The sequence below is a fragment of the Faecalibacterium sp. 3 genome (genome assembly GCF_048323735.1).
In the GTDB taxonomy this organism is placed as follows: Bacteria; Bacillota; Clostridia; order Oscillospirales; family Ruminococcaceae; genus Faecalibacterium; species Faecalibacterium wellingii.
In genome coordinates, this window is record NZ_JBLWFN010000001.1 from 87,676 (window position 1) to 111,504 (window position 23,829).

A 23,829-nucleotide genomic window follows, 5' to 3' on the forward strand; every position below is an offset into this window, starting at 1 on the left:
TTCGTTCGCCAGCTCTCCCGAAGGGCGAGCTTTTCTGCATCTGCCGGGTAGGATATTCTTTCGATGAAAAGATGATTTGTCTCCGGTTCCACTTATAAAGCTCCCCTTTCGGGGGAGCTGGCAAAGCCGTCAGGCTTTGACTGAGAGGGTTACAAGACACCCCCGTATCACAAGGCCCAGCACCACCGCCAGTATGCTGGCCGCATACATCATGCGGTTGGCGCGCAGGATATCCTGCGGCTCAATGGGACGCAGAGCATCGCCGATGGTGGGCTTGGGGTAATATTCGCCAAAATAGTAAGCCGGGCCGGCCAGCTGCACCCCCAGTGCACCGGCGCAGGCGCTTTCGGTCTGGGCGCTGTTGGGGCTGGCGTGGCAGTGCCGGTCCCGCCGCCAGATGCGCCATGCACCTTTGGCATCGTTTCCGGTAAAGGCCGCAGCCGCCACCCACAAAAGGGCGGCAAGGCGGCTGGGGATGTAGTTGGCCACATCGTCCAGCTTCGCGGCTGCGCGGCCAAAATAAAGGTACTTCTCGTTCTTGTAGCCCAGCATGCTGTCCATGGTGTTAATGGCCTTGTAGGTCAGCGCCAGCGGTGCCCCGCCGATGAGCATATACAGCAGCGGCGCAATGACGCCGTCGCTGGCATTTTCGGCCACGGTTTCCACGGCGGCCTTTGTTACGCCCTCGGCGGTCAGATTCTGGGTGTCGCGGCCCACGATGCGGCTCACGGCTTTGCGGGCAGCGGGCAGGTCGTTCCGGACCAGTTCGTTATACACATTTGTGCTCTCCTGTGCAAGGCCTCTGGCTGCCAGCGCCTGCCCGCACCAGAACATCTGCACGGCAAGGCCCAGCCACGGGCTGAGCTTTGCCGCCGCTAGACACACAAGGCTCGTGACCAGAAAGGTACCCACCGGCAGGCAGAACGCCGTCACGGCACCGCCCAGCAGCTCTCCCTGCGGGGTGCCGGGCAGGCGGGCGCGCAGGAACTTTTCCAGCCGGGAGATGCATCTGCCCATGAGCACCACCGGGTGCGGCAGCCACGCCGGGTCGCCGAAGAGGGCGTCCAGCACAAAGCCGCCGACAACTGCCTGAAGGATCATGCCCTGCTCTCCTTTGTGTACTGGACGGTCTTCACGAGATACAGCAGATGCTTTTCCGTCCAGTCCTTTGCATCCAGCACAAAGCCGCCCGCGTTGGGCCCGCACCATGCATAGTAGTCCCTGTGGGGGACGGCAAACCGCTCCATGGCGGCCATCTGGGTACCGCCGTGGGCCAGAATGACCAGCCGCTCTTCGTCTGCGGCAAGGGCTTTATCGATCAGCCCTGCCACAGTGCGGCAGATGCGATCCGAAAAGTCCGTCTTGCGCTCTCCGTCCGGGCAGGGGCTTTCGCAGTTGGCCTTCACCCATGCCTGATACTCGGGGTCCTTTTCCATCTCGATGAAATTGCGGCCCTCAAAGCTGCCAAAGCACATCTCTTTCAGACCGTCCACCGGCACAAGCTTCGCCTCCGGGAACAGGATGCGCGCCGTCTGGCTGGTGCGCTGCAGGGTGGAAACATAGACCACATCGGGGTCAAAATCTGCCCGGCGCAGCTGGGCAGCGCCTTCGGGTGAGAGCGGGATGTCGCGCTGGCCCTGATAACGCTTCTGGGCGTTGTATTCCGTCTGGCCATGACGCAGAAGATAGATCAGCATTGAGACAATTCTCCTTTCAAAACCGTTGGGATGCCGCAGAACATCTGCACGACGCACTCTGCCCGTGCGGCCAGCAGGCAGGCAAGCCTGCCCGCCGCCTCGCGGTCGGCACGCTGCTTTGGATCCATCGGCACAACACCGCCGCCTACCTCGGTGGCGATGAGGATATCGTATTCATGGGCAAGCTTGTCTGCCAAGGCAGGCAGGTCGGCGGCATCGGCAGCCAATACCTGCACGTCCGAAAGACGCTTGCCGGGAAGTGTTTGCGCAAAGGTGCGCTTGCCGCTGTAGAGCGGCCCGGTGATAAAGATCATAGCAGTCCTCCCCACTGGCAGGCACACAGCGCCGCCAGCATCCAGAGCTCGGCCTTTTGCAAAAACCACCCGGCAAGGTCGCCGGTGATGCCGCCGAACTGCTTCCGGCTCACGGCATGGTAGCGCCAGAGCACCGCCAGCGCTGCCAGCACCAGTGCCCAGCCGCCCAGCGCCGCCATGCCCATGCACAGCACTGCGGCCAGCGCCGCCAGCACCCGGCGCACCACGGTTTTGTCTGCCGCAGTGGCAAAGGTGTGCGCAAGACCGGTGTTTTTCGCCATGGGGAACGATGCCACCGCATAGCCCGAAAGCGCTCGTTCCAGCACCAGCGCCAGCACCCACAACACCCCCGTCCGGGGGGTGAACCGCACACAGGTGCACAGGGCAAAATAGGCCAGAAAGTAGCTGCACAGCCGGATGACCGCAAAGGCGCCGCAGTGGGGGTCTTTTAGTATTTCCAGCTTTTTCGTGCGGTCGCCGTAGCTGGAAAGGGCGTCGCAGGTGTCGGCGTAGCCGTCCAGATGGATGCCGCCCGTCACCCACACAGGCACCAGCGCAAAGCCCGCCGCCTTTGCAAGGCCCGGCAGAGGCAGTGCCCCGCACACGCACCATGCCGCCCCAATCACCATACCGATGAACGGGAAGGCGCACATGGCGTAGCGCATATTTTTTTCATTCCAGTCGAACTGCGGCACCGGGATGGCCGAAAACATGGCAAAAGCCACCGCGATGGTCTGCAAAACGATCATTTTTCCACTCCTTTATAGTACACGGGGATGCCGCATACCACCCGCACCACTGCATCTGCCCGGGCGGCAAAAGCATTGTTCACCTGCGCCAGTGCCCGCAGATAGCGGTCCGTATCGCCGGCATAGTCAGCCCCGCCGCTGAACACCTCGTTGGAGACCACGAGCAGGTTTTCGCACTGGGCAGAAAGGCTGTCCAGCCCCCGCAGGATGGCAGCGGCGGCATCCTCCCCTGCCCCGGCGGGGTCGTACAGCTCGTTGGCCGCAAGGTTGCCAAGGTCTTCCAGCAGGACCGTGCCCCGGGCAGGCAGACGCAGCTTTTCCAGATGCAGTGGGCACTCCACCGTTTCAAACTGCTTTGCGGCCCGCATTTTGCGGTGCTTTTCCACCCGGGCGGCACACTCGGCGTCCCATACCTGCATGGTGGCAAGGTACCAGCGGGGGCCGGTGGTCCTGAGCACAAGGCTCTCGGCATATTCGCTTTTGCCGCTGGCTGCACCGCCCAGCACCAGCGTCAGCATTGGGGCTTGTACGGCTCAATGCCGCCCTCCGCAAAGGAATAGCATCCGCCGTACACCGCCAGTGCCATATCCCACAGCGGGATGCTTGCCACCGCACCGGTGCCCTCGCCCAGATGCAGCCCCGCGGTGATGACGGGTGCCTTGCCCAGTGCTTCCAGCACCATGCGGGCCGCAGGCTCTGCGGAGCAGTGGCTGGCGAACACGGCCTTTGCCGCCGCCGGGCACAGCCGCACGGCGCACAGCGCGGCTACCCCGCTGATAAAACCATCTGCCAGCACCGGCACCCCGGCCAGCGCCCCGCCCAGAAAGATGCCGCACAGGCCCGCGATGTCAAAGCCGCCCAGCTTGGAAAGCACATCCAGCGGGTCCTCCGGGTCCGGCTCATTCTTCAGGATGCCGCGGCAGATGGCATCCACCTTGCGGGCAAGCCCCTCGTCCGAAAGGCCCGCACCGCGCCCGGTCATAAGCTCCACGGGCTGGCCCAGCAGCACCGCCGCCACCGCGCTGGAGGTGGTGGTATTGCCAATGCCCATTTCGCCGGTGGCGATGAGCCTGTAGCCATCCTCTGCCAGTTCCCGGGCAAGGGCGATGCCCTCCCCAATGGCCTGCGCCGCCTCGGCCCGGCTCATGGCGGGCCCTGCCGTAAAGTCCATCGTCCCGGCGGCAATGCGGCAGTTCCGCACGCCGGGCACCGGCTCGCCTGCCATGCCCATATCCACGGGCACCACATCACAGTGGGCCGCGCGGGCCATCTGGCACACACTGGTGCGCCGCATTGCAAGGTTTTCGGCCACGGCGCGGGTCACTTCCTGCCCGGTCTGGCTCACCCCCTGCGCCACCACACCGTTGTCCGCGCAGAGCACCACCACCGCCCGGCGGGAGAGATCAAACTCCGCACTGCCGGTGAGGGCAGCGGCGTCCTCCAGCATGGTCTCCAGCCGGCCCAGCCCACCCAGAGGCTTTGCAAGGCTGGCCCAGTGGGCGTGTGCTGCCGCGCGGGCGGCTTCGTTGGCCGGGGTGATACCCGCCAAAAGTGCATTCAGTTCCGTTTCGGTCATTTTGGTCGTCCTTTTGTTTTGCTGTATCGTTCTGCCGCACGCACAAAGCGTCCCGGCAGGGGCGTGCCCGCCCAGTATAAATGCGGGAAGCCCGCATAGAAATTCTCGTTTGCAAAGCCGCATTCCCACTGCATTTTCTCGTTTTTACGGGCCGTAAATGCAGTGCCGTTTGCGGTGGAATCCCAGTGGTGAAATTCGTGGACGGGCAGGCTTTCTCCCGCGCGGAACAGCATACTGTCCCGCTTTGCGGTCAGGACGGCATAGCCGAACCGCACCAGCCTGCCCGCCCGGACGCCTGCTCCCGGCAGGACGCCCGCCATGGGCCAGCTCTTTCCCTCGGCGTCCTCCAGACTCTGCCCGAGATACAGAAAGCCGCCGCACTCTGCCGCTGTCGGCAGACCGGCGTTCACAGCCTGCCGGATGGAGGCCCGCATGGTTTTATTTTCGCTCAGGGCCTGCGCATACAGCTCCGGGTAGCCGCCGGGCAGATACAGCCCGCAGACTCCCTCCGGCAGGGCAGCATCCCGCACCGGGCTGAAAAATACAGGCTCTGCGCCCGCCTCCCGCAAAGCGTCCAGTGTTTCGGCGTAAGTAAAACAGAAGGCTCCGTCCCTCGCCACGGCGATGCGGACAGAAGCGGAAGCCGTTCCCCGGGGAGAAAGGCGTCCGCCCTCGGGGCACGGCCTTTCCGTCACCGCTGCCAGCTTCTCCCAGTCCATCACCAGACGGTCTGCCAGCAGAGCGATCTTTTCCTGAATGTCCGTGATCTCGCCTGCGGTCTTCAGGCCCAGATGGCGGCTTTCCACCGCCGCCTGCGGCAGGCGGGGCAGATAGCCCAGCACCGGCAGGCCGGTCTCGCTTTCCAGCAGGTCTTTGAGCATTTTATACAGCTTTTCGGAGCAGCTATTGAGCAGGATGCCCGAAATATGGCTGTTTTTGCGGAAGTGCACAAGGCCCTGGATCTCTGCCGCCAGCGTTACGCTGGCCCCTCCGGGCTGCACCACCAGCAGCACCGGAAGCCCCAGCGTGTCTGCCAGCTCCCATGCGCTGGCCCGGGTGGTCAGGCCCTGCCCGTCGTAAAAGCCCATGGCTCCCTCGCACACGGCAGCGCCGTGTCCGGCGGCGCAGCGGGCGTAAAGTGCCTGCACCGTGGGCCGGTCCGAGAGGAACAGATCCAGATTATGGCTGTCCACCTGCAGAGCGGAGCGGTGGAACATGGGGTCGATGTAGTCCGGCCCGCTTTTGAAGGCGCAGGGGTCGGCCCCGCGCTTTTTCAGTGCCGCCAGCACGGCGCAGGTCATCGTGGTCTTGCCGCTGCCGGACCGGGGCGCGGCGATGAGGAATTGCATCATTTGCGTATACCCGTAATGAGGAAGATGGGGTTATTTGCCATGAGCAGGTGAAGACGGCCTGCCTGCTTTGTGCGGCTGACCGCCAGCTGCACCACCTCGGCGGCAAGGCCCCGGGCGGTAAGGGCGGCAGCCGCAGCGCTCAGCGTTTCCAGCGCAATGGCGGAAATGCAGATGCGCGCGTCCGGGTTTTTGGCAAGCACGGCATCCAGCACGCCTTCCATGCCGCCTTTTGTTCCGCCAATGAACACGGCGTCCGGCGCAGGCAGGTCTGCCAGCGCATCCGGGGCGCGGCCCTCGATGAGGGTGAGGTTGTAAGTTTGGAACTTTGCCCGGTTCTGCCGGATCAGGGCACAGGCGTCCGGATCGCACTCCACGGCATACACATGCCCTTTAGGCGCTGCCAGTGCCAGCTCCACGCTCACACTGCCCGTGCCTGCCCCCACATCCCACAGGATATCCGGAGGCTTCACGGCCAGCTTTGCCAGTGCGGCAGCGCGCACCTCCTGCTTGGTCATGGGCACCTGGCCCCGGATGAAGCTTTCGTCCGGGAAGCCCGGCGTGCGGAAGTGCGGGACATCGAAGTTTTCCACCAGAAGCACGCTGAGCGGTGCAAAACTCTGCCCCGCCAGCTCCGCCGCAGAGCCGTAGCGAATGGCTTCTTCCCCGGTGCCAAGGTTTTCGCCCACCACGCCGTGGGCTTCGCCCATGCCGGCATCGGCCAGCTTCCGGCAGAGGGTGGCGGGTGTTTCGGCCCCGCCGGTGAGGAAAAAGACGGAGCGCTCCGTCATGCACTCTGCCACCGGGTCGCAGGCACAGCCGTGGGCCGACACCAGCTTCCAGTCCTGCCATGGGCGGCCCAGCACCGCCGCCAGCAGCTGGATGCTGGAAACGCCCGGATACACCCGCGCAGGGATGCCCAGCGCCCGCAGGGGCGTGAGCAGGCCGGACGCGCCGGAATAAAACCCGGTGTCCCCGCTGTAAAGCACGGCGGCATCCTGCCCGGGAGCCTGTGCCAGCGTCTCAAGGATCTCGGCAGGCTGATAGAGGGCAAACTGCCGGGCGGTGCACTCGGGCGGGAGGCCCGCCAGCAGCCGCTTTGCACCAAACACAAGGCCTGCCCTGCGCACAGCGTCCTGCGCCTGCACCGACAAAGTCTCCCAGCTGCCGCTTCCCATACCGATCAGTGTGACCATTTCAAAATCTCCTGACAATGCGTGAATAATCCTGCCTCGGTCTCGCCGACCTCCTCCGGACGGCGCAGCACCACCAGCTGTACGCCGGTCTCGGCTGCGGCCTGCACCTTTTCGGCAAAGCCGCCCGCCGCGCCGCCGTCCTTGGTGACGAGGTACCGGATGTGGAACTGTTCGATCAAAGCTTTGTTCAGCTGGCAGGAAAACGGCCCCTGCATGGCAATGATGTTCCGGTGCGGGATCCCGGCTGCCTCGCAGGCGGCGATGCCCTCCGGCGTGGGCAGGACCCGGGGATAAAGCCGCGCCGGGTCCAGCGGCGCAAACGCTGCCAGCTCCTTGGCACCGGTGGCAAGCAGGATGTTTTCCTTCGTTCCGGCAAGGTACTCTGCCGCCTGCGCCGCGGTCCCGAACACCACGCAGTCCTCGGGCAGCGGGCTCCGGGCCCGCAGCAGGCGGCGGTATTCCACGCCGGCCTGTGCCGCCGCAGCGCAGATGTTCCGGGTCACATCCACCGCATACGGATGGGTGGCATCCACGCAGAGGTCTGCACCCGTCAGCAGCGCCGCCATGGCATCCGGTCCCAGCCGCCCGGCGTGGACCGTGATGCCCGCCATCTCACCCTGTTCCTCGGCTCCCAGCGGCGTGGCCACACACACGGTCACCTCAGCCCCCAGTGCCGCCAGCTTTTTGGAAAAGCGGCGTCCCTCGGTGGTGCCGCTGAACACGACAGCTTTCATTTGCGATACCCCCGGGGTGTGACCATTCGGCCCGAAAGGGCGCGGGTGTTCCCGTTGCCGATGTACACGGTGGTGAACATATCCACCGGCGTGTCTTCCAGCTCGGCCAGCGTCAGCACCCGGGCGCTCTGGCCCTCGCGGCCAATGTTGCGCACAAGGCCGCAGACCGTCTCCGGCCCCTTTCCGTTTGCGCGCAGGATGCGCACCGCCTTTTGCAGGTAGTCCGGCCTGCCCTTGGAAGAGGGATTGTACAGTGCCACGCAGAAATCGCCCTGCGCGGCGCAGGCCAGCCGCTTTTCGATGACCTCCCACGGGGTGAGCCGGTCGGAAAGCGAGATCACGCAGAAATCGTGGGCCAGCGGTGCGCCCAGCACCGCTCCGCCGCTGAGGGCGGCAGTGAGCCCGGGCACCACCTCCACGGCAACATCCGGGTAATCCTCGGCCAGCTCCAGCAGCGGGCTGGCCATGCCGTAAACGCCCGCGTCGCCGCTGCACACCAGCGCGACCCGCTTGCCGGTGCGGGCCTTTTCCAGCGCCCAGCGGCAGCGGTCGATCTCCTGCGTCATGCCGGTAGCATAGTATTCCTCGCAGGGGAACTCGGGCTCGATCAGATCAATGTAAAGCTTGTAGCCGCAGATCGCATCTGCATGTTCAAGGGCGCTCTGGGCTTCCTGGGTCAGATAAAAAACATCGCCGGGGCCAAGGCCCACCACGTAAACAACATTCTCGGGCCGGTCCATGTCCCATTCGTACATATCAGACATGCTGCCACCTCCAATCCGGGGCAAAGGGCCGCGCAGCCAGCGCAAAGGTCACGCCGGTGCGGGCAAATTTGTGAAAAACCAGCGGCCCGCCTGCAGCCAGCACTGCAGCCCGCTCGCAGACGTTATCCACGCCGGTGACGCTCTGCACAAAAGCCGAGGGCGTAAAGCTGCCGGGGGCCTGCCGCAGCTGTTCCGCCGTGAAAAACTCCACAGGCCAGCCTCGACTCTGGCAAAAGGCCAGAAGGCCCGCTTCGTTCTGTTTTAGATCGATGCTGGCCGCCGCCGCGATGCACTGCGGGGCAAGGCCTGCCTGTGCGCAGAAGGCCGCAAAGGCTTCGGCCAGCGTGTCGGCGCCGGTGCCGCGCCTGCACCCCACCCCCAGCACGCCGATGCGCGGCACAAGATGCAAAGCATCTCCCGCCGGGCACAGGGTGAGGGCAAGCTCCGGGGCCGCTGCATCTTCTGCAAGGCCCGCAGGCGGGCTGCCCGCAATGGGCCAGTCGGATGCGAACCGCACCGTTCTGCCCGCCAGCAGTGCGCCGCTGACCTTTTTGATGCGCTCCGGCTCCAGCACGGCACAGTTCTGGTGTCTGGCCCATTCATCCACCGCAAACACACCGTTTGCGTCCGTGGCAGTGGTAATGACCGGCACCGCGCCGCACACAGCGGCCAGCCTCCGCGCCAGCTCGTTGGCCCCGCCCAGATGGCCGGAGAGAACGGGCACCGCAAAGCGTCCGCACTCGTCCAGCACCACCACCGCCGGATCAGACGCCTTGCTTTTGCAGTGGGGCGCAATGGCCCGCACCGCAATGCCCACCGCACCCACAAAAATAAGGGCATCACTGTGTGCAAACTGCCGGGCCGTCCAGTCTGCGAGGCCCGGCTGCCCGGGCTCATGGCCGCAGCGGGCCACGCTGCCGGGATATTCTGCGGCCAGCTTTTCCGCCAGCGCAAGGCCCTTTGCCGTAAAGGCAAGGTAGGCCCGGGTCACTGGTCTGTCCCCCTGCGGAACTCGGTGGTAAAGGCCGGGTCGTACAGCTTGCTGCGCTCGTAGTTCCGGCCCAAAAAGTCACCCACCACGATGAGCGCCGTTTTGGTGATGCCCGCTGCATGAACGCTTTCCGCCAGCGTGCCCACAGTGCAGCGGACGGTCCGTTCTTCCGGCCATGTGGCCTTGTACACCACCGCTGCCGGGGTATCCGGCGTGTAGGCTCCACCCGCCAGAAGCGCCTGCTGCACCTTTTCCACAAGGCCGATGGACAAAAAGATCACCATGGTCGCCCCATGGGCGGCAAGGCCTGCCAGCTTTTCCTTTTCCGGCACCGGGGTGCGGCCCTCCATACGGGTGATGATGACGGTCTGGCTCACGGTGGGCAGGGTGTACTCGGCGTTCAGCGCCGCTGCCGCGCCGCAGAAGCTGGAAACACCGGGGGTATCATCGTAGCGGATGCCCTCGGCGTCCAGCACATCCATCTGCTCCCGGATGGCTCCGTACAGGCAGGGGTCGCCGGTGTGCAGACGCACGGTGGTGCGGCCTGCGGCTTCCATCTGCCGCATTACTGCCAGCACCTGTTCCAGCGTCATTTCGGCGCTGTTGTAAACCGCACAGTCCTCTCTGGCAAGGCCCAGCAGCGCCGGGTTGACCAGACTGCCCGCATAGATGATGCAGTCAGCTGCCTGCAGAAGGGCCGCACCGCGCCGGGTGATCAGGTCCGGAGCACCGGGGCCTGCGCCTACAAAATGTATCATAACATCACTCCTTTACCAGAACGGTGGTAAAATAGCCCGGCTGGACCTGCGGCTGCCCGCGGGAAAGGTCCGGGCAGACCTGTTCATCCGGCAGGCCGCAGTTGCACACAAGGACGCTGTTTTTCAGCTTATCTGCCTGCCGCAGGGTATCCAACAAGGCAGGCAATTGCCTGCCGGTCTTCATCAATACTTTGGTGCCGGGCGTTTCCAGCACGCGGCCCGCCCAGCTGCCCGGCGCAATGGTGAGCGGCGTATCCATGCCGCCGGTCAGCGGCACATTCAGCCGCGCCGCCGCCGCACAGAAGCTTGGCACACCCGCCGCCATGGCGGTGGGATAGCCCTCTGCTTCCAGAAGGCACTGCAGATAGCCAAAGGTGGCATAGATGGAAACGTCCCCAAGGTTCAGCATGGCAGTATCCTGCCCGGCATCCAGATAAGGCCGCACCGCCTGCACTGCTGCTTTGTGGGAAGCCGCCAGCACGGCCGGGTCGCGGCTCATGGCAAAGTGCAGCGGGATGATGGTCTTGCCGTCCAGCGCTTTTCCCAGCGCGCTGCGGGCGATGTCCAGCGCCAGCATCTGGCCGGAAGAAGTCTGCGGCGCAGCCAGCACCGGGCATTTCCGGATCAGCCGCACCGCCTGCAGGGTCAGCAGCTCCGGGTCGCCGGGGCCTACGCTGACGCCGTAAAAGGTGCCTTTCAGTTCTGCCATTCCTTCATCAGCTCCTTTGCCGTTTTGGTCTCGCCCAGCGGGCCGTGCTGGTTGGAAAAGAGCACCGCGCCCACCCGGAACGCCCCGCCTGCCCGTCGGTCCAGATGCATCTGGATGGCCGCAAGAATGCTTTCCAGCACCGGGCCGCGCAGCCCTGCGCCGTCCAGAATGTCAAGGCAGGCATCCGTGGTGGCGGCATCCATCAGGGCAGCGCACACTTCGCGCGAAGCCCCGCACAGCGCCGCATGGGCACAGAACACCTCGGCACGGCCATCTGCCGTGTGGGAATGGGTGTTCATGACCCCTGCCGCCAGCTTGCAGAGCTTACCCACATGTCCCACCAGAAGCACCTGTTCAAATCCTGCCGTTGCCGCCATATCCAGCGTATCCCCGATGAAGTTGGAGGTCTTGACCACCGGGAACCGCTCAAACTGCGGCAGAGCGGAGGCCAGATAGTCCAGCCCGTAGTTGCCGGGTGCCAGCACCAGCCGCCGGGGGCCGGGGGCATTTTTTGCCCGCAGCGCAGCCTGATTCATTTCCAGCTGGATGGTATCCAGAATCGCCTGCTGGCTCATGGGCTCCACGATGCCGCTGGTGCCCAGCACGGAAAGCCCGCCCTCCACCCCGATGTGCGGGTTGAAGGTGCGCTTTGCGGTCTCGGCACCGCCCTCGATGGAAATGGTCACCGCAAAGCCGCCGGTGTAGGCAGCATTTTCAGCTTCCCGTTCCAGTGCCTCGGTGATCATCCGGCGCGGCACATGGTTGATGGCGGCTTCGCCTACGGGCTGGTCAAGGCCGGGCTTCGTCACCCGGCCCACCCCCTCGCCGCCAAAGATGCGCACACCGGGGGCATCCGGTTCCAGCACCACCGATGCAATCACCGGCAGGCCCGTGGTCACGTCCACATCGTCGCCGCCGTCCTTGCGGATGGCACATGCGGCACCTGTGTCCGTTCTGCGGCACCAGAGGGGCGCCACCTCCACCACGATGCCCTTGGGCGTGCGCAGGGCCACCGTTTCCGGTTCGCGGCCGGTCAGCAGCAGACGCGCCGCCCCGGCAGCCCCCAGCGCGGCACAGGTGCCGGTGGTGTAGCCGCAGCGCAGCAGCTTCTGGCCGCTGCGGACGTAATGCTCAAACTGCGGCTTTCCGGCGGGTGCCTTTTCGGCTTCCGGCTCCGGTGTGCCGAACAGAGCCGTGTACTGCTGTTCGGTCAGGCCGTACAAAGCGCGGATGTTCTCCGGCTGAAACGCCTGTTCCGGGGTCAGCACGCCGGAAACACCGCCGGGCGAAACGCACACCACCGTGTCCGCTATTTTTTCGGCCAGCTCCAGCTCGTGCAGGCTCAGGATCACCGCCAGCTTTTGGGTGTGTGCAAGCGTTCCGAGGATGGTGAGCAGTTCAATTTTGCCCTTGATATCCAGAAAAGAGGTCGGTTCGTCCAGCAGGATCACTTCCGGCTGCTGGCACAGGGCCCGGGCCAGCAGGATGCGCTGGCGCTGGCCGTCGCTGATGCGGTTAAAATCCCGGTCTGCCAGCTGCGCCGCGCCCACCAGCTCCAAGGCTCTGTGCACCTGCTGCCTGTCCTCGGCAGACAAAATGCCCAGCCGTCCGGTGTAGGGATAGCGCCCCGCCGAAACAAAGTCGAAGCAGGTGGTCAGCTCCATCCGGCGGCTGTGCGGGGCCATGAGGGCCAGCTTCTGCGCCCGCTGGGTACCGGTGTAACCGGCAAGGCTTCTGCCTTCCAGCAGCACCGTGCCGCCCATGGGGGCCAGCTGACCCGCCAGCGTGCGCAGCAAGGTGGATTTGCCTGCGCCGTTGGGGCCGATGAGGGTCAGGATCTGGCCCGGCTGCACCCCGAGACAAATATCGGAGAGCAGCGGTGTCTTGCCATAGCCGATGGCAAGACCCTGTGCTCCGCACAAAAAATGTTCCTTCATCGTGCCCCCTCCTGACTGCGCCGCACCAGCAGCCAGATGACCACCGGTGCGCCGAACACGGCCGTGACCGAGCTGATGGACAGCTCCGTGGGCGCAAACAGACTGCGGGCCAGCAGGTCGCAGAACAGGCAGAAGGCTGCACCGCCCAGACAACACCCGGGCAGCACATGCAGCGGCTTTGCGCTGCCCAGCAGCTGCTTTACAAGGTGCGGCACCGCGATGCCCACAAAGGAGATCGGCCCCGCAAAGGCGGTGACGCAGGCGGCCAGCAGACTGGAAAGCAGCACCAGCACCGCTGAGAAAAGCCTGACGTTTACGCCCACACTGCGGGCGTACTCCTCGCCCATCTGGTAGGCCGCCATGGGTTTGGAGAGCAGAAAGGCAGCTGCCAGCACAGGCAGCGTCACCAGCGCCGCCGCCTGCACATTGGCCCATGTCATGCCGGAAAAGCTGCCCTGCGACCAGTTGTGCAGGTTGACGATGTTGGAGTCCTGTGCAAAGGCCACCACGATGTCGGTGACAGCGGAACAGATGTAGCCGATCATCACACCGCAGATGACAAGGATGCTCATGCGCTGCACCCGCCGGGCCACCGCCAGCACAAAGGCCATGGCCGCCATGGCCCCCGCAAAGGCAGCCACGATCATGGTGGCCGAGCTGGTCAGCATCCCGCGGTCCAGAAACACCACCATGGTCAGAGCCACCGCCAGCTTTGCGCCGCTGGAAACGCCCATGACAAAGGGCCCGGCGATGGGGTTTGCAAAAAAGGTCTGCAGAAGGTATCCCGCTGCACTGAGGGCTGCCCCCAGCAGCGCCGCCATGACCGCGCGGGGCAGGCGCAGCTGCAGGATGATGTTCCCCGCAAGCGCATCGCCACCCTTGCCCAGCAGCGCCGTCAGCACCGCACCCGGTGCAAGGGATACGCTGCCCCAGAACAGGTTCAGCGCAAAGAGCACCGCCACGGCTGCCGCAAGGGCAATATAGGCGGCTGCAAGGCGTCTGGTACGGGTCATAAGCTTTCCTTTCTGTAAAATTTCTCTTCTTTAATCCACATGGGTGAGGAATTTCAGTTCACCGGCGGCAGGTGTGCCCTCGGTGAACACCCGGTTCATATCCACGATCAGGTCTGCCAGTTCCATGCTCTGCTGGAACAGGCTCTGGGTGGTGCACCACACCTGACCGTTCTGCACCGCTTTGAACTCGTTCAGCAACGGGAAACGCTCGGTCAGCTGGCTCACCGATGCGATCATGCCCTCGATGGCGCTGTTGTAGATGAGCACATCGGCATCCTTTGCGCCTGCATAGAAGTCCTCAAGCGGCAGGTTCATGGTAGCAAGGCTGTTGCCATTGTCCGTCAGGTCCGCAAAGACATAGCTGCCGCCTGCCATTTCGATCATGCGGGCCACATAGTCACTGCCCTTGCGCACAGTGGCAAGGTTGTTGGTGGTCAGCGAGAAAAAGGCACAGCTTTTTCCCGTGGGTTCCTGCGAGAGGATGGGCTGAACGGCCGTCTCCTGCGCGGAAAACACACGCTCTGCCTGTTCTTCCCTGCCCAGCAGGATGCCGTAAAGCTTGATCCACTCCATGCGGGCCAGCGGGTCGCTCTCGTAGCTGGAACGCTCCACCAGCACCGGGATGCCAAAGTGTTCCAGCTGTTCCTTTACCTCCGGCGTGTGCAGGATCATGGTATTCTCAATGGCAAGGCGGCAACCCGCCGCCAGGATCTGCTCGTAATCCGGGGCGCTGTACTTGCCCGCATACGCGATTTTCCCCTCTTCCATGGCCTGCTGCACCGCGGGCAGATACCAGCCCTCGGCCTTGGTGCCGGAAAAGGCCACGCTGTCCAGTGCATCCAGATGCAAAAGCAGATCCATCACTGAGGTGGAGACCAGATAAATATTCTCCACCGGCTGGCGCAGCACAGTCACGTCAGCGGGCAGGCTGTCCACCTCCGCAGCATCTTCCGGCACAACAAGGAACCGCGTATCCGACTCCGCAATGGTCAGCATAGTATAGCCGCCCTCATAGCAGTCCGCTGTGAACTGCTGCGCATAGTCCAGTTGGTAATGATGGGAGAAAACAAGACTTTCCGTATTAGCAGGCTGAGTCTTGCTGCCGCAGCCGGTCAGCGTCAGCGCCGCAGCGGGGATCAGTTTCAGAAATTGGTTTCGAGTGATCTTCATAGGTAACTCCTTCCGTTACGGCTTACGCCGTGCCACCTCCCTCATAGAGGGAGGCTTTGGCAGTACGGTAAAGTTTATCTTTTTGCCAAAGAAGGTGACTGGAGGAGTCACTTCAGACTTGCGGAATCAAAGGTCAGTGTGTACTCGATCTCGTGGGGGGTGCTCATGGCCACGGTGTCGGCGGTGACGTCCAGTGCCGTGTCCAGCGCGGCAACGGGGATCTCAAAGGTGGAATTGCCCTCGGTGTTGGTGGGCAGATACTTCTCGCCGTCCACGAGCATATAGTCGTAGTTGGGGCTGCTCCACACGATGGTAGCGGTCATTTTGCCATCTGCCACGGTCAGGGCAGCGGGGCTCTCCACGGTGGCACGGCCAGAGCCGCCTTCCAGCGTCACATCGCAGGTGTAGGTGCCGTCGGCGGGAGCTGCGGTACCAGCCTGTTGGACCGCATTGCGCACGCTGACGACATGGTCGTACCACTTGCCCTTGGTGCCCAGAATGGCAAGGTCAAAGTCCGTATCCACAGCAGTGACCGGGATATCAAAGCCGTACACCTCCTCCGAGGTGCCATCGGAGTAGGTGACGGTGTCGGTGGTGGGCTGCAGCCAGTCGGACGCGTTGGCTGCGGCGTCCGCAGCCTTGCCCAGATACAGGTTGACGATGTGGGTGGAAGCCAGACTGACGTGGAAGGTCATCTGGCCATTCTCCACGGTCAGGGTGCCCTTGCCGTTGCAGGCTTCGTTGGCATGGAACATGGAGCTGTCGGTGTCAAAGTCGGCGGTATACACACCGTCCGGAAGAGCGGCGGTCTCAACGGCAGAAGAAGCCACGGAAGAAGCAGCCTCCGAGCTGGCAGCGCCGGACGCCGCAGAAGATGCCGTGGAAGAAGCGCCGCAGCCCGCCAGCAGGCTCAGCGCCAGAGAAGCAGCGACAACACAGGAAAAAACGCGTTTCATAGGAAATACCTCTACATTATAGAAAATCAGCTTTTATTATACCATTGTTCCGATAAAAAATGAACCCTCTCCACCGGGTGCCGCAAAGCGGCCGCGAAACGGAGAGGGTTCGTTTGATCAACCGTTCAGAGAATCGATCGCCGCCTTGGTGTGGGCGACATACAGCTTCTGGACATCCTCGATCTCACCCAGACCAGCGATCTGGCAGTCAACCGACTCAAATGCATCGGAAGCGTTGAACATGCTCAGCCAGGAATCATCATCCGAACCGGCCATGTCGTTGTTGGCGTGATCGCCGGCAACCACCATCAGCGGGCGCAGGATCACCTTGGTGTAGCCTGCAGCCTTGACAGCCTCGATGACGTTCTCGCAGGCAGTTTCCTCCGGCTCACCCTCAACGGTGCCAATGAACACATTGTCATAGCCCAGAGTCTGCATGGTGGTCTGCATCTGGCTGTAGCTCACCTTTGCGGTGTGAGAGGTGCCGTGGCCCATAAAGACAAAGGCGACCTTGTCCGCAGCAGCGGCATCCAGACTGTCGTAGCCGGCTTCCTTCACGGCAGCAGCGGTGACAGCCTTGGCAACGTCTTCCTTATCCTGATTGATGATGGTAGCATCGGAGCCGACCTCACCCAGCAGGGGCTCAGCCACAGCGACAGATTCAAACTTGTCGCGGTAGGTGTCGATCATTTCCATCATTTCGTCGTACTCAGCGCCGTGCATCAGGTGGGTGGGCTGGACGACAAGGTTCTTCACGCCGTTTGCCACAGCGCGGTCCATGGCCTGCTGCATATTATCGATCTTTTCGCCGTCACGGGCCTGCACATGGTTGATGATGATCTGTGCGGTGAAGGCGCGGCGCACGCTCCAGTCCGGGTATGCGGCCTGCAGAGCATCCTCGATGCCCTTGATGTCCTTCACGCGGCTGTCGTTGAAGGAGGTGCCGAAGGAGACCACCAGCAGCTCGTTGTCGCCGATGTCGTCCTGATTGCGGGCATCATCCTTGGAAGCATCGCCGGTGTCACGGCCAAAGTAGTCGGGGTCGGCGTTCTCGCCTTCCACCAGTTCCTTCTGGGCGTCGGTCAAAGCATCCCATGCAGCCTTGGCGGCTTCGCACTGAGCGTCGGTGTCATCATTGCGCTCCTGCACATAGATGGCATCGATCAGGTCTGCCACATTCTTTGCTGCCATTTCGTCAGCCTCCTCGCTGCTCACTTCGCTGGAAGCGGCAGACGCAGCGGTGCTGGATGCAGTGCTGGAAGCAGCACCGCCGCAGCCGGTGAGCACGCCGGCGCACAGGGCCAGAGCCGTAACGGCTGCAGCCAGCTTTTTGGTTTCGATCTTTCTCATTGTCTTGTCCTTTCCTGTGGATAAATTGCGGCCGAACCGAACAAAGGGTACAGGAAAGTGAGGTAAAAAAGAGGCCCTTTTGTCCTGCGGATGGCATGACAAAAAGACCTCTGATTTTTTCAGGGCTTTTTGGTACAACCAATTCCTCGTGATCTGGGGCTCAGGCCCCCGTACCAACAGCAGGCAGGTTTCCTGACTGAAAGATCGCCGCCCGGCATCCCCTTCCCGGAGCAATGCTCCAGTGGCCGGTGCGCACAGCACCCTGACGCGGACTCCCTTATCACAGTGACGAGATCGTGCGGGATCTGCACCCGCTTCCCTTTTACCCTTCCCACCGCGCAAAGTGGCAGAAGGCACCTGCTGTTTTCTGTTCAGTTCGTCCGAAATTATAACATAGAATTGCGCAGAATGCAATCCGGAGCCGCCGGATCTGCCGCTTATCCAATAAATATTTTTGCAGCAAAAAAGACGGATGTCCGCCGTTTTCGCACAAAGCCATCCACATTGCCGCACCCCGCCTTCAACGGGTGCAAAAAAGCTTTGAAGAAAAAAGTAAAAAACAGTTGACAAAATCCATTTCCCATGCTAAAATAAGCAAGTCGTCCGGCGAACGGACGCACAAAAATGAATATGGGCGTGTTCCCGAGTGGCCAATGGGGACAGACTGTAAATCTGCTGCTTTCAGCTTCGGTGGTTCGAATCCACCCGCGCCCACCAAAAAAGCTCTAGCGTATTTAGTACGCTGGAGTTTTTTGTTTTGCAGCAAAGCCAGACTCACTGGGCGGGTGGATTCGAACAGCATCGACCCGCCGAACAGTCCGGCGGGGAAAAAAGCCCCTGCGGGGCTTTTTTAGATGCGCGGCTTGCGACATCCACCCGCGCCCACCAAAAAGACCAGCGTAGAAAATACGCTGGTTTTTTGTTTTATCCGGTATCTTAAGTTTCACCCTCAAGGGTGGATTCGAACAGCTGCGGCGACGTCGCTGAAGACGGCGCAAAAACAGCCCAGTGCAACAGCGACGACCGCTGCCAGCGGCAGAAGCAGGGAGGAGCTGTTGGGGCTGCGGCCAGCAGGATGCGCGTGCCGCCCAAGGCACGACGCAGCCGCTGGGAGCCGCGACCCGGGTTCCTTTTTATTTTGTGCGGCTCGCGATATCCACCCGCGCCCACCAAAAAGCCTCAACGTATCACGTTGCATTCCCTTTTTCCTGTTTCATCTCTCCCTCAAGGCCGCCTTGCCTTGCAGGGTAACAAAAAAAGACGCCTTGCGATCTCTCGCGAAGCGTCTTTGCCTTTGATGCCTAAAATATAGCGTTTTCTGTTATTTCTTTTAATCTGAAAGCTGCAACAACTTTGCCATCACATTTTTTCATGTTTTGTAAAGTTACACAAAATCTCGCCTTATTTTTTGTCGATTCATGCAGGGGCAGTTTTCATACCAGCGGCATGATGCCTTCCGGCGCAGCGGCAAAACACTGCGGCGCGGCGGGTGCAGCAGCCCCCAGCGTTGCCTTGCTCACCTTCCACCACAGGCGGGTCGTGCCGTCGGGTGCCAGGAAGATCAGATTCCAGTCAAACGGATTTTCACTGCTGGAAATCGCCTTTACCGGCAGCGCGTTCTGCGCTCCCGGTGCGCAGGGCGCAAGGTCGTGGGCGCGGATCCCCACGGCAGTGCAGTGTTCCGGCACCTCGGCTGCAAGGCGCAGCGGGGCGTCCCAGCCGGTCAGCCGCACCGTATGCGCATCCACGCGGGTGCAGGGCAGAATATTTTTGCAGCCGGTCAGCCGTGCGGCGGTAATGCTCTGCGGGTCGGCAAACACCTCTTTGGTGGTGCCGGTGCGCAGCACCCGCCCGCCATCCATCACTGCCATCTCCCGGCATAGGCGGTAGGCCTCGTCCCGGTTGTGGGTCACCAGCAGAGCCGTTCCGTCAAATCCCGCCAGCAGGCTGCCCACTTCGCTCTCCACCTCTTCCCGCAGGTAGCTGTCCAGCGCGCTGAAAGGCTCGTCCAGCATCAGGATGCGGGGCCTGCCCACCAGAATGCGGGCCAGTGCCGTGCGCTGCTGCTGTCCGCCGGAAAGCTGGGCCGGGCAGCGCTTCGCCAGTGCTTCCAGCCGCATGGCACGCAGCATTTCCGCGCAGCGTTCCCTGCGGACGGCCTTGTCTTTTTCCGCTTTCAGCCCGCAGAGGATGTTCTGCTCCACGGTCATGTTGGGGAACAGCGCATAGTTCTGGAACAGAAGGCCCACGCCCCGCTGCTGCGGCGGCAGGTCGATGTGCTGTTCGCTGTCAAACAGCACCCGGCCATCCAGCACGATGCGGCCCGCATCCGGCTTTACGATGCCCGCGATGCAGCGCAATGTCATGCTTTTGCCGCAGCCGGAGGCCCCCAGCAGAGCGGTGGCCGTGCTGCCTGCGGTAAACTCGGCCCGAAGGGTGAAGCCCTCCAGCTTTTTGGTAATGTTCACTTCCAGACTCATTTCCGGCCACCCGCCTTCTGTTTTTTCTCCAGAAGATTCACGGCCAGCAGCACCACCGCAGAGATGGCGATATCCACCAGCACCCAGCGCATGGCACCGGCCTCATCGTTGGTGCGCCACAGCTGATAGACCGTGGTAGCGATGGTGGCGGTCTTGCCGGGGGTGTAGCCTGCGATCATGCTGGTGGCACCGTACTCGCCCAGCGCCCGGGCAAAGGCCAGCACAGTTCCGGCCAGAATGCCCTGACGGCAGTACGGCATCCGCACCCGCCAGAAGATCCAGCTGTTGGACTGGCCCAGCGTCTGGGCCGACCACGCCAGCGTCTCGTCAAAGCTTTCAAAGGCGCCGCGGGCGGTGCGGTACATCAGCGGGAAGGCCACCACGATGGAGGCAAAGATGGCGCTGTACCAGTTCATGACCAGCTTGACCCCGAACTGCTCCATGAAGAAGATGCCCACCGGCCGCTTTGCGCCAAAGAGCAGCAGCAGAAAGTAGCCCACCACCGTGGGCGGCAGCACCATGGGCAGGGTGAGCAGCACGTCCAGCACGCCCTTGACGGTGCGCGGCAGCTTTGCGATATAATAAGCGGCAAAAATGCCGAGAAAGAACACTGCTGCGCAGCTGATAAGGGCGATGCGCAGGCTGTTCCACAACGGATACCAGTCCATGCCTGCTCCTTTATACGGCGCTGAAGCCCACGCCCTCGAACACGGTGGCGGCACGGTCGGTCTGCAGATAGGCCAGAAACTCCTTGGCGGCCTCGGCGTTGGGGGCGGCCTTCAGCACGGCGGCAGGATAGATGACCTGACCGCACATCTCTTTGGTGGCCTCGTCCACGGGGGTCAGACCGGCGCTGAAAGCATCGGTGCAGTAGACGACACCGGCATCCACGCTGGCCTCGGTGATCTGGGTGGTGACCTCCTTGACGTTGGAGCCGTAGGTGATGACACCGGCAGCGGCAAGTGCCTCCTCGTCCAGATCGTAGTAGGCAAGGATCTTCTGGGTGTACTGGCCCACAGGCACATCGCTGTTGCCCATGCAGAACAGGATGTCCTGTGCCTCCAGGTGCTCGGCCAGAGCGTCAAAGCTGTCGATGCCCTTGTCGCTGCCCTCCGGCACGCAGAGCACCACCTTGTTTTCCAGCAGGTCCACGCGGGTGTCGCTGTCCACAAAGTCCAGCCTGTCCTTGTTCACATCGGCCGAAGCTATGATGTCCAGCTGGTCCATCTGCTTCTGACCGGCAGAGATGAACAGGTCGCAGTCCGCGCCCTCCTGGATCTGGGTCTTGAGGGTGCCGGAGGAATCGAAGTTGAAGCGGAAGGTCACGCCCGGGTTCTCTGCCGAGTAGGTCTCACCGATGGCGGTGAGGGTCTCGGTGAGGGATGCGGCAGCAAACACGATCAGCTCCACGCTCTGGGCTGCTTGTGAAGAAGCGGCGGCAGAGGATGCCACGGAAGCAGCTGTGCTGGAAGCAGCGCCGCCGCAGGCAGTGAGGGCAGCGGCTGCACCGGCGATGCCGGCAGCAGCCAGAAAGCTCCGGCGGGAAATGCGATGGTCGTTCATATCTGTTTTTCTCCTTCAAGTAAAACAACATTCTATTTCTACGCCCCGCAAAGGAAAACAGGGCGGGAAAACCTTATTTGCGGGCGCACTCGCCGTCCAGACCGGCGGCAATGCGCACACCGTGTTCCAGACTGGGCAGGATGTACTCCAGATTTTCCTGCACGGCCTTGGGGCTGCCCGGCAGGTTGACGATGAGCGTTTTGCCGCGCAGCACGCTGACGCCGCGGCTGAGCATCCCCCGCGGGGTGATGCTCAGGCTGTGATAGCGCATGGCCTCAGCAATGCCGGGGGCGTTGCGGTCTGCCACCGCACAGGTGGCTTCCGGGGTGATATCCCGGGGCGAGAAGCCGGTGCCGCCGGTGGTGAGGATCAGATTCACCTGACGGCCGTCGGCCAGACGGATGAGCTGAGCCTTCAGGGCCTTTGCTTCGTCCGGCAGGATCATGGTCTCTTCCACCACATATCCTGCGGCGGTAAGCATCTCCACAATGAGCGGGCCGCTCTTATCCTCCCGCTCCCCGCGGCTGCCCTTGTCCGAAAGGGTGATGACTGCAGCCCGCAGGGGCGGGTTTTCCAGCGGGGCCAGCAGAGTCACTTCGTCCCCCACATGGATCTCGCCGCCGGTGAGCACCCGGGCAAACACGCCCTCCCGGGGCATGATGCACTCGCCGGTCTGCTGTTTGATGACGCAGTCGTTGTGGCACTCCTTGCCGATCTGGGTCATTTCCAGCACCACGTCCCCGATGGCGAACCGGCTGGTGACCGGCAGATTGCGGAAATCGAAGCCTTCAATGACCAGATTTTCGCCAAAGGCACCGTAGTCCACCCAGATCTTTTTACGGAAAGCCTCGATTTTTTCCGCGCTCAGCAGGCTGACCTGCCGGTGCCAGCTGCCGCCGTGGGCATCGCTCACGATGCCCCACTCCGGGGTCAGCACGGCGCTGGGCACCTCGGTCTTGACGGTGCCGCGCTTGGGGCTTGTGCAGATGGCCAGAATTTTTCCCATAAAAATTTATCCTCCGATGCGATACATGCCGCGGGTAGCGGGCATGGAACTGTCTTCAAAATGGTGTTCCCGGGGTTTGGCCCAGATGGTCTCCCGGATGGCGGCCAGCAGCTGCGTATCGTCTGCGCCGCTGCGCAGCAGGGCGCGCAGGTCGCACCCGGCTTCGCTGGCAAGGCAGGGACGCAGAAAGCCCTGACTGGTCAGCCGCACCCGGTTGCAGCTGGCACAGAACTTGCCGTGCACCGCCGCAATAAAGCCGATGCTGCCCTGCCAGCCGGGCACGGTGTAGTATACCGCCGGGCCGTCCCCGAAGGTTGCTTCTGCCAGCGGCTGCAGCTCCGGCCAGCGGCGGGCAAACCGCTGCCGCAGCTCCGGACCGGAGATGCAGGGCATGGCCGCGCCGTAGCCAATGGGCATCATTTCAATGAAGCGCACCTGCAGCGGGCGGTTCTCGGCAAGGGCCGCAAGGTCTTCCAGTTCGCCCTCGTTGACGCCCGCCTGCGGCACGCAGTTCAGCTTGACCGGGATGCCGCTTTCCAGCGCCGCCTGCAAGCCTGCCTGCACGGCCGCAAACTCGTCCCGGGCAGTGATCTGCCGGAACACCTCCGGGCGCAGGGTGTCCAGACTGATGTTCACGCTGTCCAGACCGGCCGCCAGCAAAGCGGGCAGCTGCTGCGCCAGCAGGATGCCGTTGGTGGTCATGGTAACTTTGCGGATGCCGGGGATGGCCTTGAGCCCGGCCACCAGCTGTGCCACGTTTTTGCGCACCAGCGGCTCGCCGCCGGTGACCCGCACGGTGTCGATGCCGCACTGGGCGAACAGCGCCGCCAGACGCAGGAACTCCTCGTAGGTAAGCACAGCTTCACGCTCCAGCTTTTCCACGCCGTCCGGCATACAGTAGCGGCAGCGCAGATTGCACAGGTCGGTAACGGAAAGGCGCAGATAGTGGATCTCGCGCCGGGTGGAATCAAACATAGCCGCCCTCCGCCCGGATATAGTGGCCGCTCTTGCCGCCGGTCTTTTCCACTAAATGGATCTCGCCCAGCTCCATGCCCTTGTCCACCGCCTTGCACATATCGTAGATGGTGAGCAGCGCGGTGGAAACGCCGGTCAGCGCTTCCATCTCCACACCGGTGACACCGGCGGTCTTGACGGTGCACAGGGCTTCCACAGCCTGCCGCTGGGGCAGCAGCCGGAAATCCACGCTCACCTTGGTCAGCGGCAGTGGATGGCACAGTGGGATCAGCTCACTGGTTCTTTTTGTGGCCATGATGCCCGCAATGCGGGCCACGCCCAGCACATCGCCCTTTTTCACGGTGCCGCTCTGCACGGCGGCAAAGGCTTCGGCGTTCATGGTGATGATGCCGTGGGCAGTGGCTTCCCGGGTGGTGACGGGCTTTGCGCTCACATCCACCATCACGGCATTCCCGGCAGCATCAAAATGGGTCAGATTATTTTCGTTCATATTTTTTCACCTTAGTAAAGCTCCCCCGAAGGGGGAGCAGGCAAAGCCGAAA

24 protein-coding genes, 1 tRNA gene and 1 riboswitch are annotated in these 23,829 nt (G+C 62.8%); of the genes, 1 reads left to right on the forward strand and 24 read right to left on the reverse strand.

The window, feature by feature from the left end; all coding sequences use genetic code 11:
• Positions 1-129: 129 nt before the first annotated feature.
• The 18 genes from cbiB to ACNSPV_RS00475 form a co-directional block, all read right to left on the reverse strand.
• Positions 130-1,101 carry an adenosylcobinamide-phosphate synthase CbiB gene (gene cbiB / locus ACNSPV_RS00390; protein ID WP_348584992.1) on the reverse strand — a complete coding sequence of 324 codons (972 nt, stop codon included), beginning with the start codon at positions 1,099-1,101 and terminating at the stop codon, positions 130-132.
• Positions 1,098-1,697 (reverse strand): histidine phosphatase family protein, encoded by a 600-nt coding sequence (locus ACNSPV_RS00395; protein WP_348584991.1) that lies wholly within the window; start codon positions 1,695-1,697, stop codon positions 1,098-1,100. The genes cbiB and ACNSPV_RS00395 overlap by 4 nt, the downstream gene beginning before the upstream one ends.
• Entirely contained in the window at positions 1,691-2,011 is a 321-nt protein-coding gene (locus ACNSPV_RS00400; RefSeq protein ID WP_348584990.1) for a bifunctional adenosylcobinamide kinase/adenosylcobinamide-phosphate guanylyltransferase, read from the reverse strand. The genes ACNSPV_RS00395 and ACNSPV_RS00400 overlap by 7 nt, the downstream gene beginning before the upstream one ends.
• Positions 2,008-2,760, reverse strand: a complete 753-nt coding sequence (locus tag ACNSPV_RS00405; protein ID WP_348584989.1) for an adenosylcobinamide-GDP ribazoletransferase — start codon at positions 2,758-2,760, stop codon at positions 2,008-2,010. The genes ACNSPV_RS00400 and ACNSPV_RS00405 overlap by 4 nt, the downstream gene beginning before the upstream one ends.
• Positions 2,757-3,278, reverse strand: a complete 522-nt coding sequence (locus tag ACNSPV_RS00410) for a bifunctional adenosylcobinamide kinase/adenosylcobinamide-phosphate guanylyltransferase (RefSeq protein WP_348584988.1) — start codon at positions 3,276-3,278, stop codon at positions 2,757-2,759. Before ACNSPV_RS00410 ends, ACNSPV_RS00405 begins: the two co-directional genes overlap by 4 nt.
• Positions 3,272-4,336, reverse strand: coding sequence for a nicotinate-nucleotide--dimethylbenzimidazole phosphoribosyltransferase (cobT, locus tag ACNSPV_RS00415; protein ID WP_348584987.1), 1,065 nt, complete (start codon positions 4,334-4,336; stop codon positions 3,272-3,274). Before cobT ends, ACNSPV_RS00410 begins: the two co-directional genes overlap by 7 nt.
• On the reverse strand, positions 4,333-5,688 hold the full coding sequence (locus ACNSPV_RS00420; RefSeq protein WP_348584986.1) for a cobyrinate a,c-diamide synthase: 1,356 nt from the start codon (positions 5,686-5,688) through the stop codon (positions 4,333-4,335). The genes cobT and ACNSPV_RS00420 overlap by 4 nt, the downstream gene beginning before the upstream one ends.
• Complete coding sequence (cbiE, locus tag ACNSPV_RS00425; protein WP_348584985.1) at positions 5,685-6,881, reverse strand: precorrin-6y C5,15-methyltransferase (decarboxylating) subunit CbiE; 1,197 nt, start codon at positions 6,879-6,881, stop codon at positions 5,685-5,687. The genes ACNSPV_RS00420 and cbiE overlap by 4 nt, the downstream gene beginning before the upstream one ends.
• Entirely contained in the window at positions 6,869-7,615 is a 747-nt protein-coding gene (cobK, locus tag ACNSPV_RS00430; protein ID WP_348584984.1) for a precorrin-6A reductase, read from the reverse strand. Before cobK ends, cbiE begins: the two co-directional genes overlap by 13 nt.
• Positions 7,612-8,379 (reverse strand): precorrin-3B C(17)-methyltransferase, encoded by a 768-nt coding sequence (cobJ, locus tag ACNSPV_RS00435; RefSeq protein WP_339395779.1) that lies wholly within the window; start codon positions 8,377-8,379, stop codon positions 7,612-7,614. The genes cobK and cobJ overlap by 4 nt, the downstream gene beginning before the upstream one ends.
• The gene (locus tag ACNSPV_RS00440) at positions 8,372-9,370 is read right to left on the reverse strand and encodes a cobalt-precorrin 5A hydrolase (protein ID WP_348584983.1); all 999 of its coding nucleotides are present in this window, start codon (positions 9,368-9,370) and stop codon (positions 8,372-8,374) included. The genes cobJ and ACNSPV_RS00440 overlap by 8 nt, the downstream gene beginning before the upstream one ends.
• Complete coding sequence (gene cobM / locus ACNSPV_RS00445) at positions 9,367-10,128, reverse strand: precorrin-4 C(11)-methyltransferase (RefSeq protein WP_249237282.1); 762 nt, start codon at positions 10,126-10,128, stop codon at positions 9,367-9,369. Before cobM ends, ACNSPV_RS00440 begins: the two co-directional genes overlap by 4 nt.
• Positions 10,129-10,132: 4 nt before the next feature.
• Entirely contained in the window at positions 10,133-10,837 is a 705-nt protein-coding gene (cobI, locus tag ACNSPV_RS00450) for a precorrin-2 C(20)-methyltransferase (protein WP_348584982.1), read from the reverse strand.
• A complete protein-coding gene (cbiD, locus tag ACNSPV_RS00455) occupies positions 10,825-12,774 on the reverse strand; it encodes a cobalt-precorrin-5B (C(1))-methyltransferase CbiD (protein WP_348584981.1) in 1,950 nt (649 codons plus the stop codon). The genes cobI and cbiD overlap by 13 nt, the downstream gene beginning before the upstream one ends.
• Positions 12,771-13,787: a FecCD family ABC transporter permease gene (locus tag ACNSPV_RS00460; protein ID WP_249237285.1), complete on the reverse strand. Its 1,017-nt coding sequence runs from the start codon at positions 13,785-13,787 to the stop codon at positions 12,771-12,773. The genes cbiD and ACNSPV_RS00460 overlap by 4 nt, the downstream gene beginning before the upstream one ends.
• A gap of 30 nt (positions 13,788-13,817) precedes the next feature.
• Positions 13,818-14,957 (reverse strand): ABC transporter substrate-binding protein, encoded by a 1,140-nt coding sequence (locus tag ACNSPV_RS00465; RefSeq protein WP_348584980.1) that lies wholly within the window; start codon positions 14,955-14,957, stop codon positions 13,818-13,820.
• A gap of 107 nt (positions 14,958-15,064) precedes the next feature.
• Positions 15,065-15,913, reverse strand: a complete 849-nt coding sequence (locus ACNSPV_RS00470) for an iron transporter (protein WP_348584979.1) — start codon at positions 15,911-15,913, stop codon at positions 15,065-15,067.
• Between the two features lie 117 nt (positions 15,914-16,030).
• The gene (locus ACNSPV_RS00475) at positions 16,031-17,263 is read right to left on the reverse strand and encodes a sirohydrochlorin cobaltochelatase (protein WP_348584978.1); all 1,233 of its coding nucleotides are present in this window, start codon (positions 17,261-17,263) and stop codon (positions 16,031-16,033) included.
• Positions 17,264-17,427: 164 nt separating this feature from the next.
• A riboswitch (cobalamin riboswitch) is annotated at positions 17,428-17,639 on the reverse strand.
• Between the two features lie 256 nt (positions 17,640-17,895).
• On the opposite strand from ACNSPV_RS00475, the gene ACNSPV_RS00480 reads away from it, so the two are divergent.
• Positions 17,896-17,980: transfer RNA gene (locus ACNSPV_RS00480), tRNA-Tyr, on the forward strand.
• 716 nt (positions 17,981-18,696) lie between these two features.
• On the opposite strand, the gene ACNSPV_RS00485 is transcribed toward ACNSPV_RS00480, so the two are convergent.
• The 6 genes from ACNSPV_RS00485 to moaC form a co-directional block, all read right to left on the reverse strand.
• Positions 18,697-19,743, reverse strand: a complete 1,047-nt coding sequence (locus tag ACNSPV_RS00485) for a sulfate/molybdate ABC transporter ATP-binding protein (protein WP_348584977.1) — start codon at positions 19,741-19,743, stop codon at positions 18,697-18,699.
• Positions 19,740-20,411 (reverse strand): molybdate ABC transporter permease subunit, encoded by a 672-nt coding sequence (gene modB / locus ACNSPV_RS00490; protein ID WP_348584976.1) that lies wholly within the window; start codon positions 20,409-20,411, stop codon positions 19,740-19,742. Before modB ends, ACNSPV_RS00485 begins: the two co-directional genes overlap by 4 nt.
• Before the next feature lie 10 nt (positions 20,412-20,421).
• A complete protein-coding gene (modA, locus tag ACNSPV_RS00495; protein ID WP_348584975.1) occupies positions 20,422-21,306 on the reverse strand; it encodes a molybdate ABC transporter substrate-binding protein in 885 nt (294 codons plus the stop codon).
• A gap of 73 nt (positions 21,307-21,379) precedes the next feature.
• On the reverse strand, positions 21,380-22,312 hold the full coding sequence (locus ACNSPV_RS00500) for a molybdopterin-binding protein (RefSeq protein ID WP_348584974.1): 933 nt from the start codon (positions 22,310-22,312) through the stop codon (positions 21,380-21,382).
• Positions 22,313-22,318: 6 nt separating this feature from the next.
• Positions 22,319-23,287: a GTP 3',8-cyclase MoaA gene (moaA, locus tag ACNSPV_RS00505; RefSeq protein ID WP_348584973.1), complete on the reverse strand. Its 969-nt coding sequence runs from the start codon at positions 23,285-23,287 to the stop codon at positions 22,319-22,321.
• Positions 23,280-23,777, reverse strand: coding sequence for a cyclic pyranopterin monophosphate synthase MoaC (gene moaC / locus ACNSPV_RS00510; protein ID WP_339395792.1), 498 nt, complete (start codon positions 23,775-23,777; stop codon positions 23,280-23,282). Before moaC ends, moaA begins: the two co-directional genes overlap by 8 nt.
• Between the last annotated feature and the right edge of the window lie 52 nt (positions 23,778-23,829).

Bases quoted from the DNA above. Each gene is read 5' to 3' on its own strand.
- modA (WP_348584975.1), bottom strand. From the start codon at position 21,306: ATGAACGACCATCGCATTTCCCGCCGGAGCTTTCTGGCTGCTGCCGGC.
- ACNSPV_RS00410 (WP_348584988.1), bottom strand. From the start codon at position 3,278: ATGCTGACGCTGGTGCTGGGCGGTGCAGCCAGCGGCAAAAGCGAATAT.
- ACNSPV_RS00475 (WP_348584978.1), bottom strand. From the start codon at position 17,263: ATGAGAAAGATCGAAACCAAAAAGCTGGCTGCAGCCGTTACGGCTCTG.
- ACNSPV_RS00405 (WP_348584989.1), bottom strand. From the start codon at position 2,760: ATGATCGTTTTGCAGACCATCGCGGTGGCTTTTGCCATGTTTTCGGCC.
- moaA (WP_348584973.1), bottom strand. From the start codon at position 23,287: ATGTTTGATTCCACCCGGCGCGAGATCCACTATCTGCGCCTTTCCGTT.
- ACNSPV_RS00470 (WP_348584979.1), bottom strand. From the start codon at position 15,913: ATGAAACGCGTTTTTTCCTGTGTTGTCGCTGCTTCTCTGGCGCTGAGC.
- ACNSPV_RS00400 (WP_348584990.1), bottom strand. From the start codon at position 2,011: ATGATCTTTATCACCGGGCCGCTCTACAGCGGCAAGCGCACCTTTGCG.
- cobI (WP_348584982.1), bottom strand. From the start codon at position 10,837: ATGGCAGAACTGAAAGGCACCTTTTACGGCGTCAGCGTAGGCCCCGGC.
- ACNSPV_RS00485 (WP_348584977.1), bottom strand. From the start codon at position 19,743: ATGAGTCTGGAAGTGAACATTACCAAAAAGCTGGAGGGCTTCACCCTT.
- ACNSPV_RS00395 (WP_348584991.1), bottom strand. From the start codon at position 1,697: ATGCTGATCTATCTTCTGCGTCATGGCCAGACGGAATACAACGCCCAG.
- cobT (WP_348584987.1), bottom strand. From the start codon at position 4,336: ATGACCGAAACGGAACTGAATGCACTTTTGGCGGGTATCACCCCGGCC.
- cobJ (WP_339395779.1), bottom strand. From the start codon at position 8,379: ATGTCTGATATGTACGAATGGGACATGGACCGGCCCGAGAATGTTGTT.
- ACNSPV_RS00465 (WP_348584980.1), bottom strand. From the start codon at position 14,957: ATGAAGATCACTCGAAACCAATTTCTGAAACTGATCCCCGCTGCGGCG.
- ACNSPV_RS00460 (WP_249237285.1), bottom strand. From the start codon at position 13,787: ATGACCCGTACCAGACGCCTTGCAGCCGCCTATATTGCCCTTGCGGCA.
- moaC (WP_339395792.1), bottom strand. From the start codon at position 23,777: ATGAACGAAAATAATCTGACCCATTTTGATGCTGCCGGGAATGCCGTG.
- cobK (WP_348584984.1), bottom strand. From the start codon at position 7,615: ATGAAAGCTGTCGTGTTCAGCGGCACCACCGAGGGACGCCGCTTTTCC.
- ACNSPV_RS00500 (WP_348584974.1), bottom strand. From the start codon at position 22,312: ATGGGAAAAATTCTGGCCATCTGCACAAGCCCCAAGCGCGGCACCGTC.
- cbiE (WP_348584985.1), bottom strand. From the start codon at position 6,881: ATGGTCACACTGATCGGTATGGGAAGCGGCAGCTGGGAGACTTTGTCG.
- cbiB (WP_348584992.1), bottom strand. From the start codon at position 1,101: ATGATCCTTCAGGCAGTTGTCGGCGGCTTTGTGCTGGACGCCCTCTTC.
- modB (WP_348584976.1), bottom strand. From the start codon at position 20,411: ATGGACTGGTATCCGTTGTGGAACAGCCTGCGCATCGCCCTTATCAGC.
- ACNSPV_RS00420 (WP_348584986.1), bottom strand. From the start codon at position 5,688: ATGATGCAATTCCTCATCGCCGCGCCCCGGTCCGGCAGCGGCAAGACC.
- cbiD (WP_348584981.1), bottom strand. From the start codon at position 12,774: ATGAAGGAACATTTTTTGTGCGGAGCACAGGGTCTTGCCATCGGCTAT.
- cobM (WP_249237282.1), bottom strand. From the start codon at position 10,128: ATGATACATTTTGTAGGCGCAGGCCCCGGTGCTCCGGACCTGATCACC.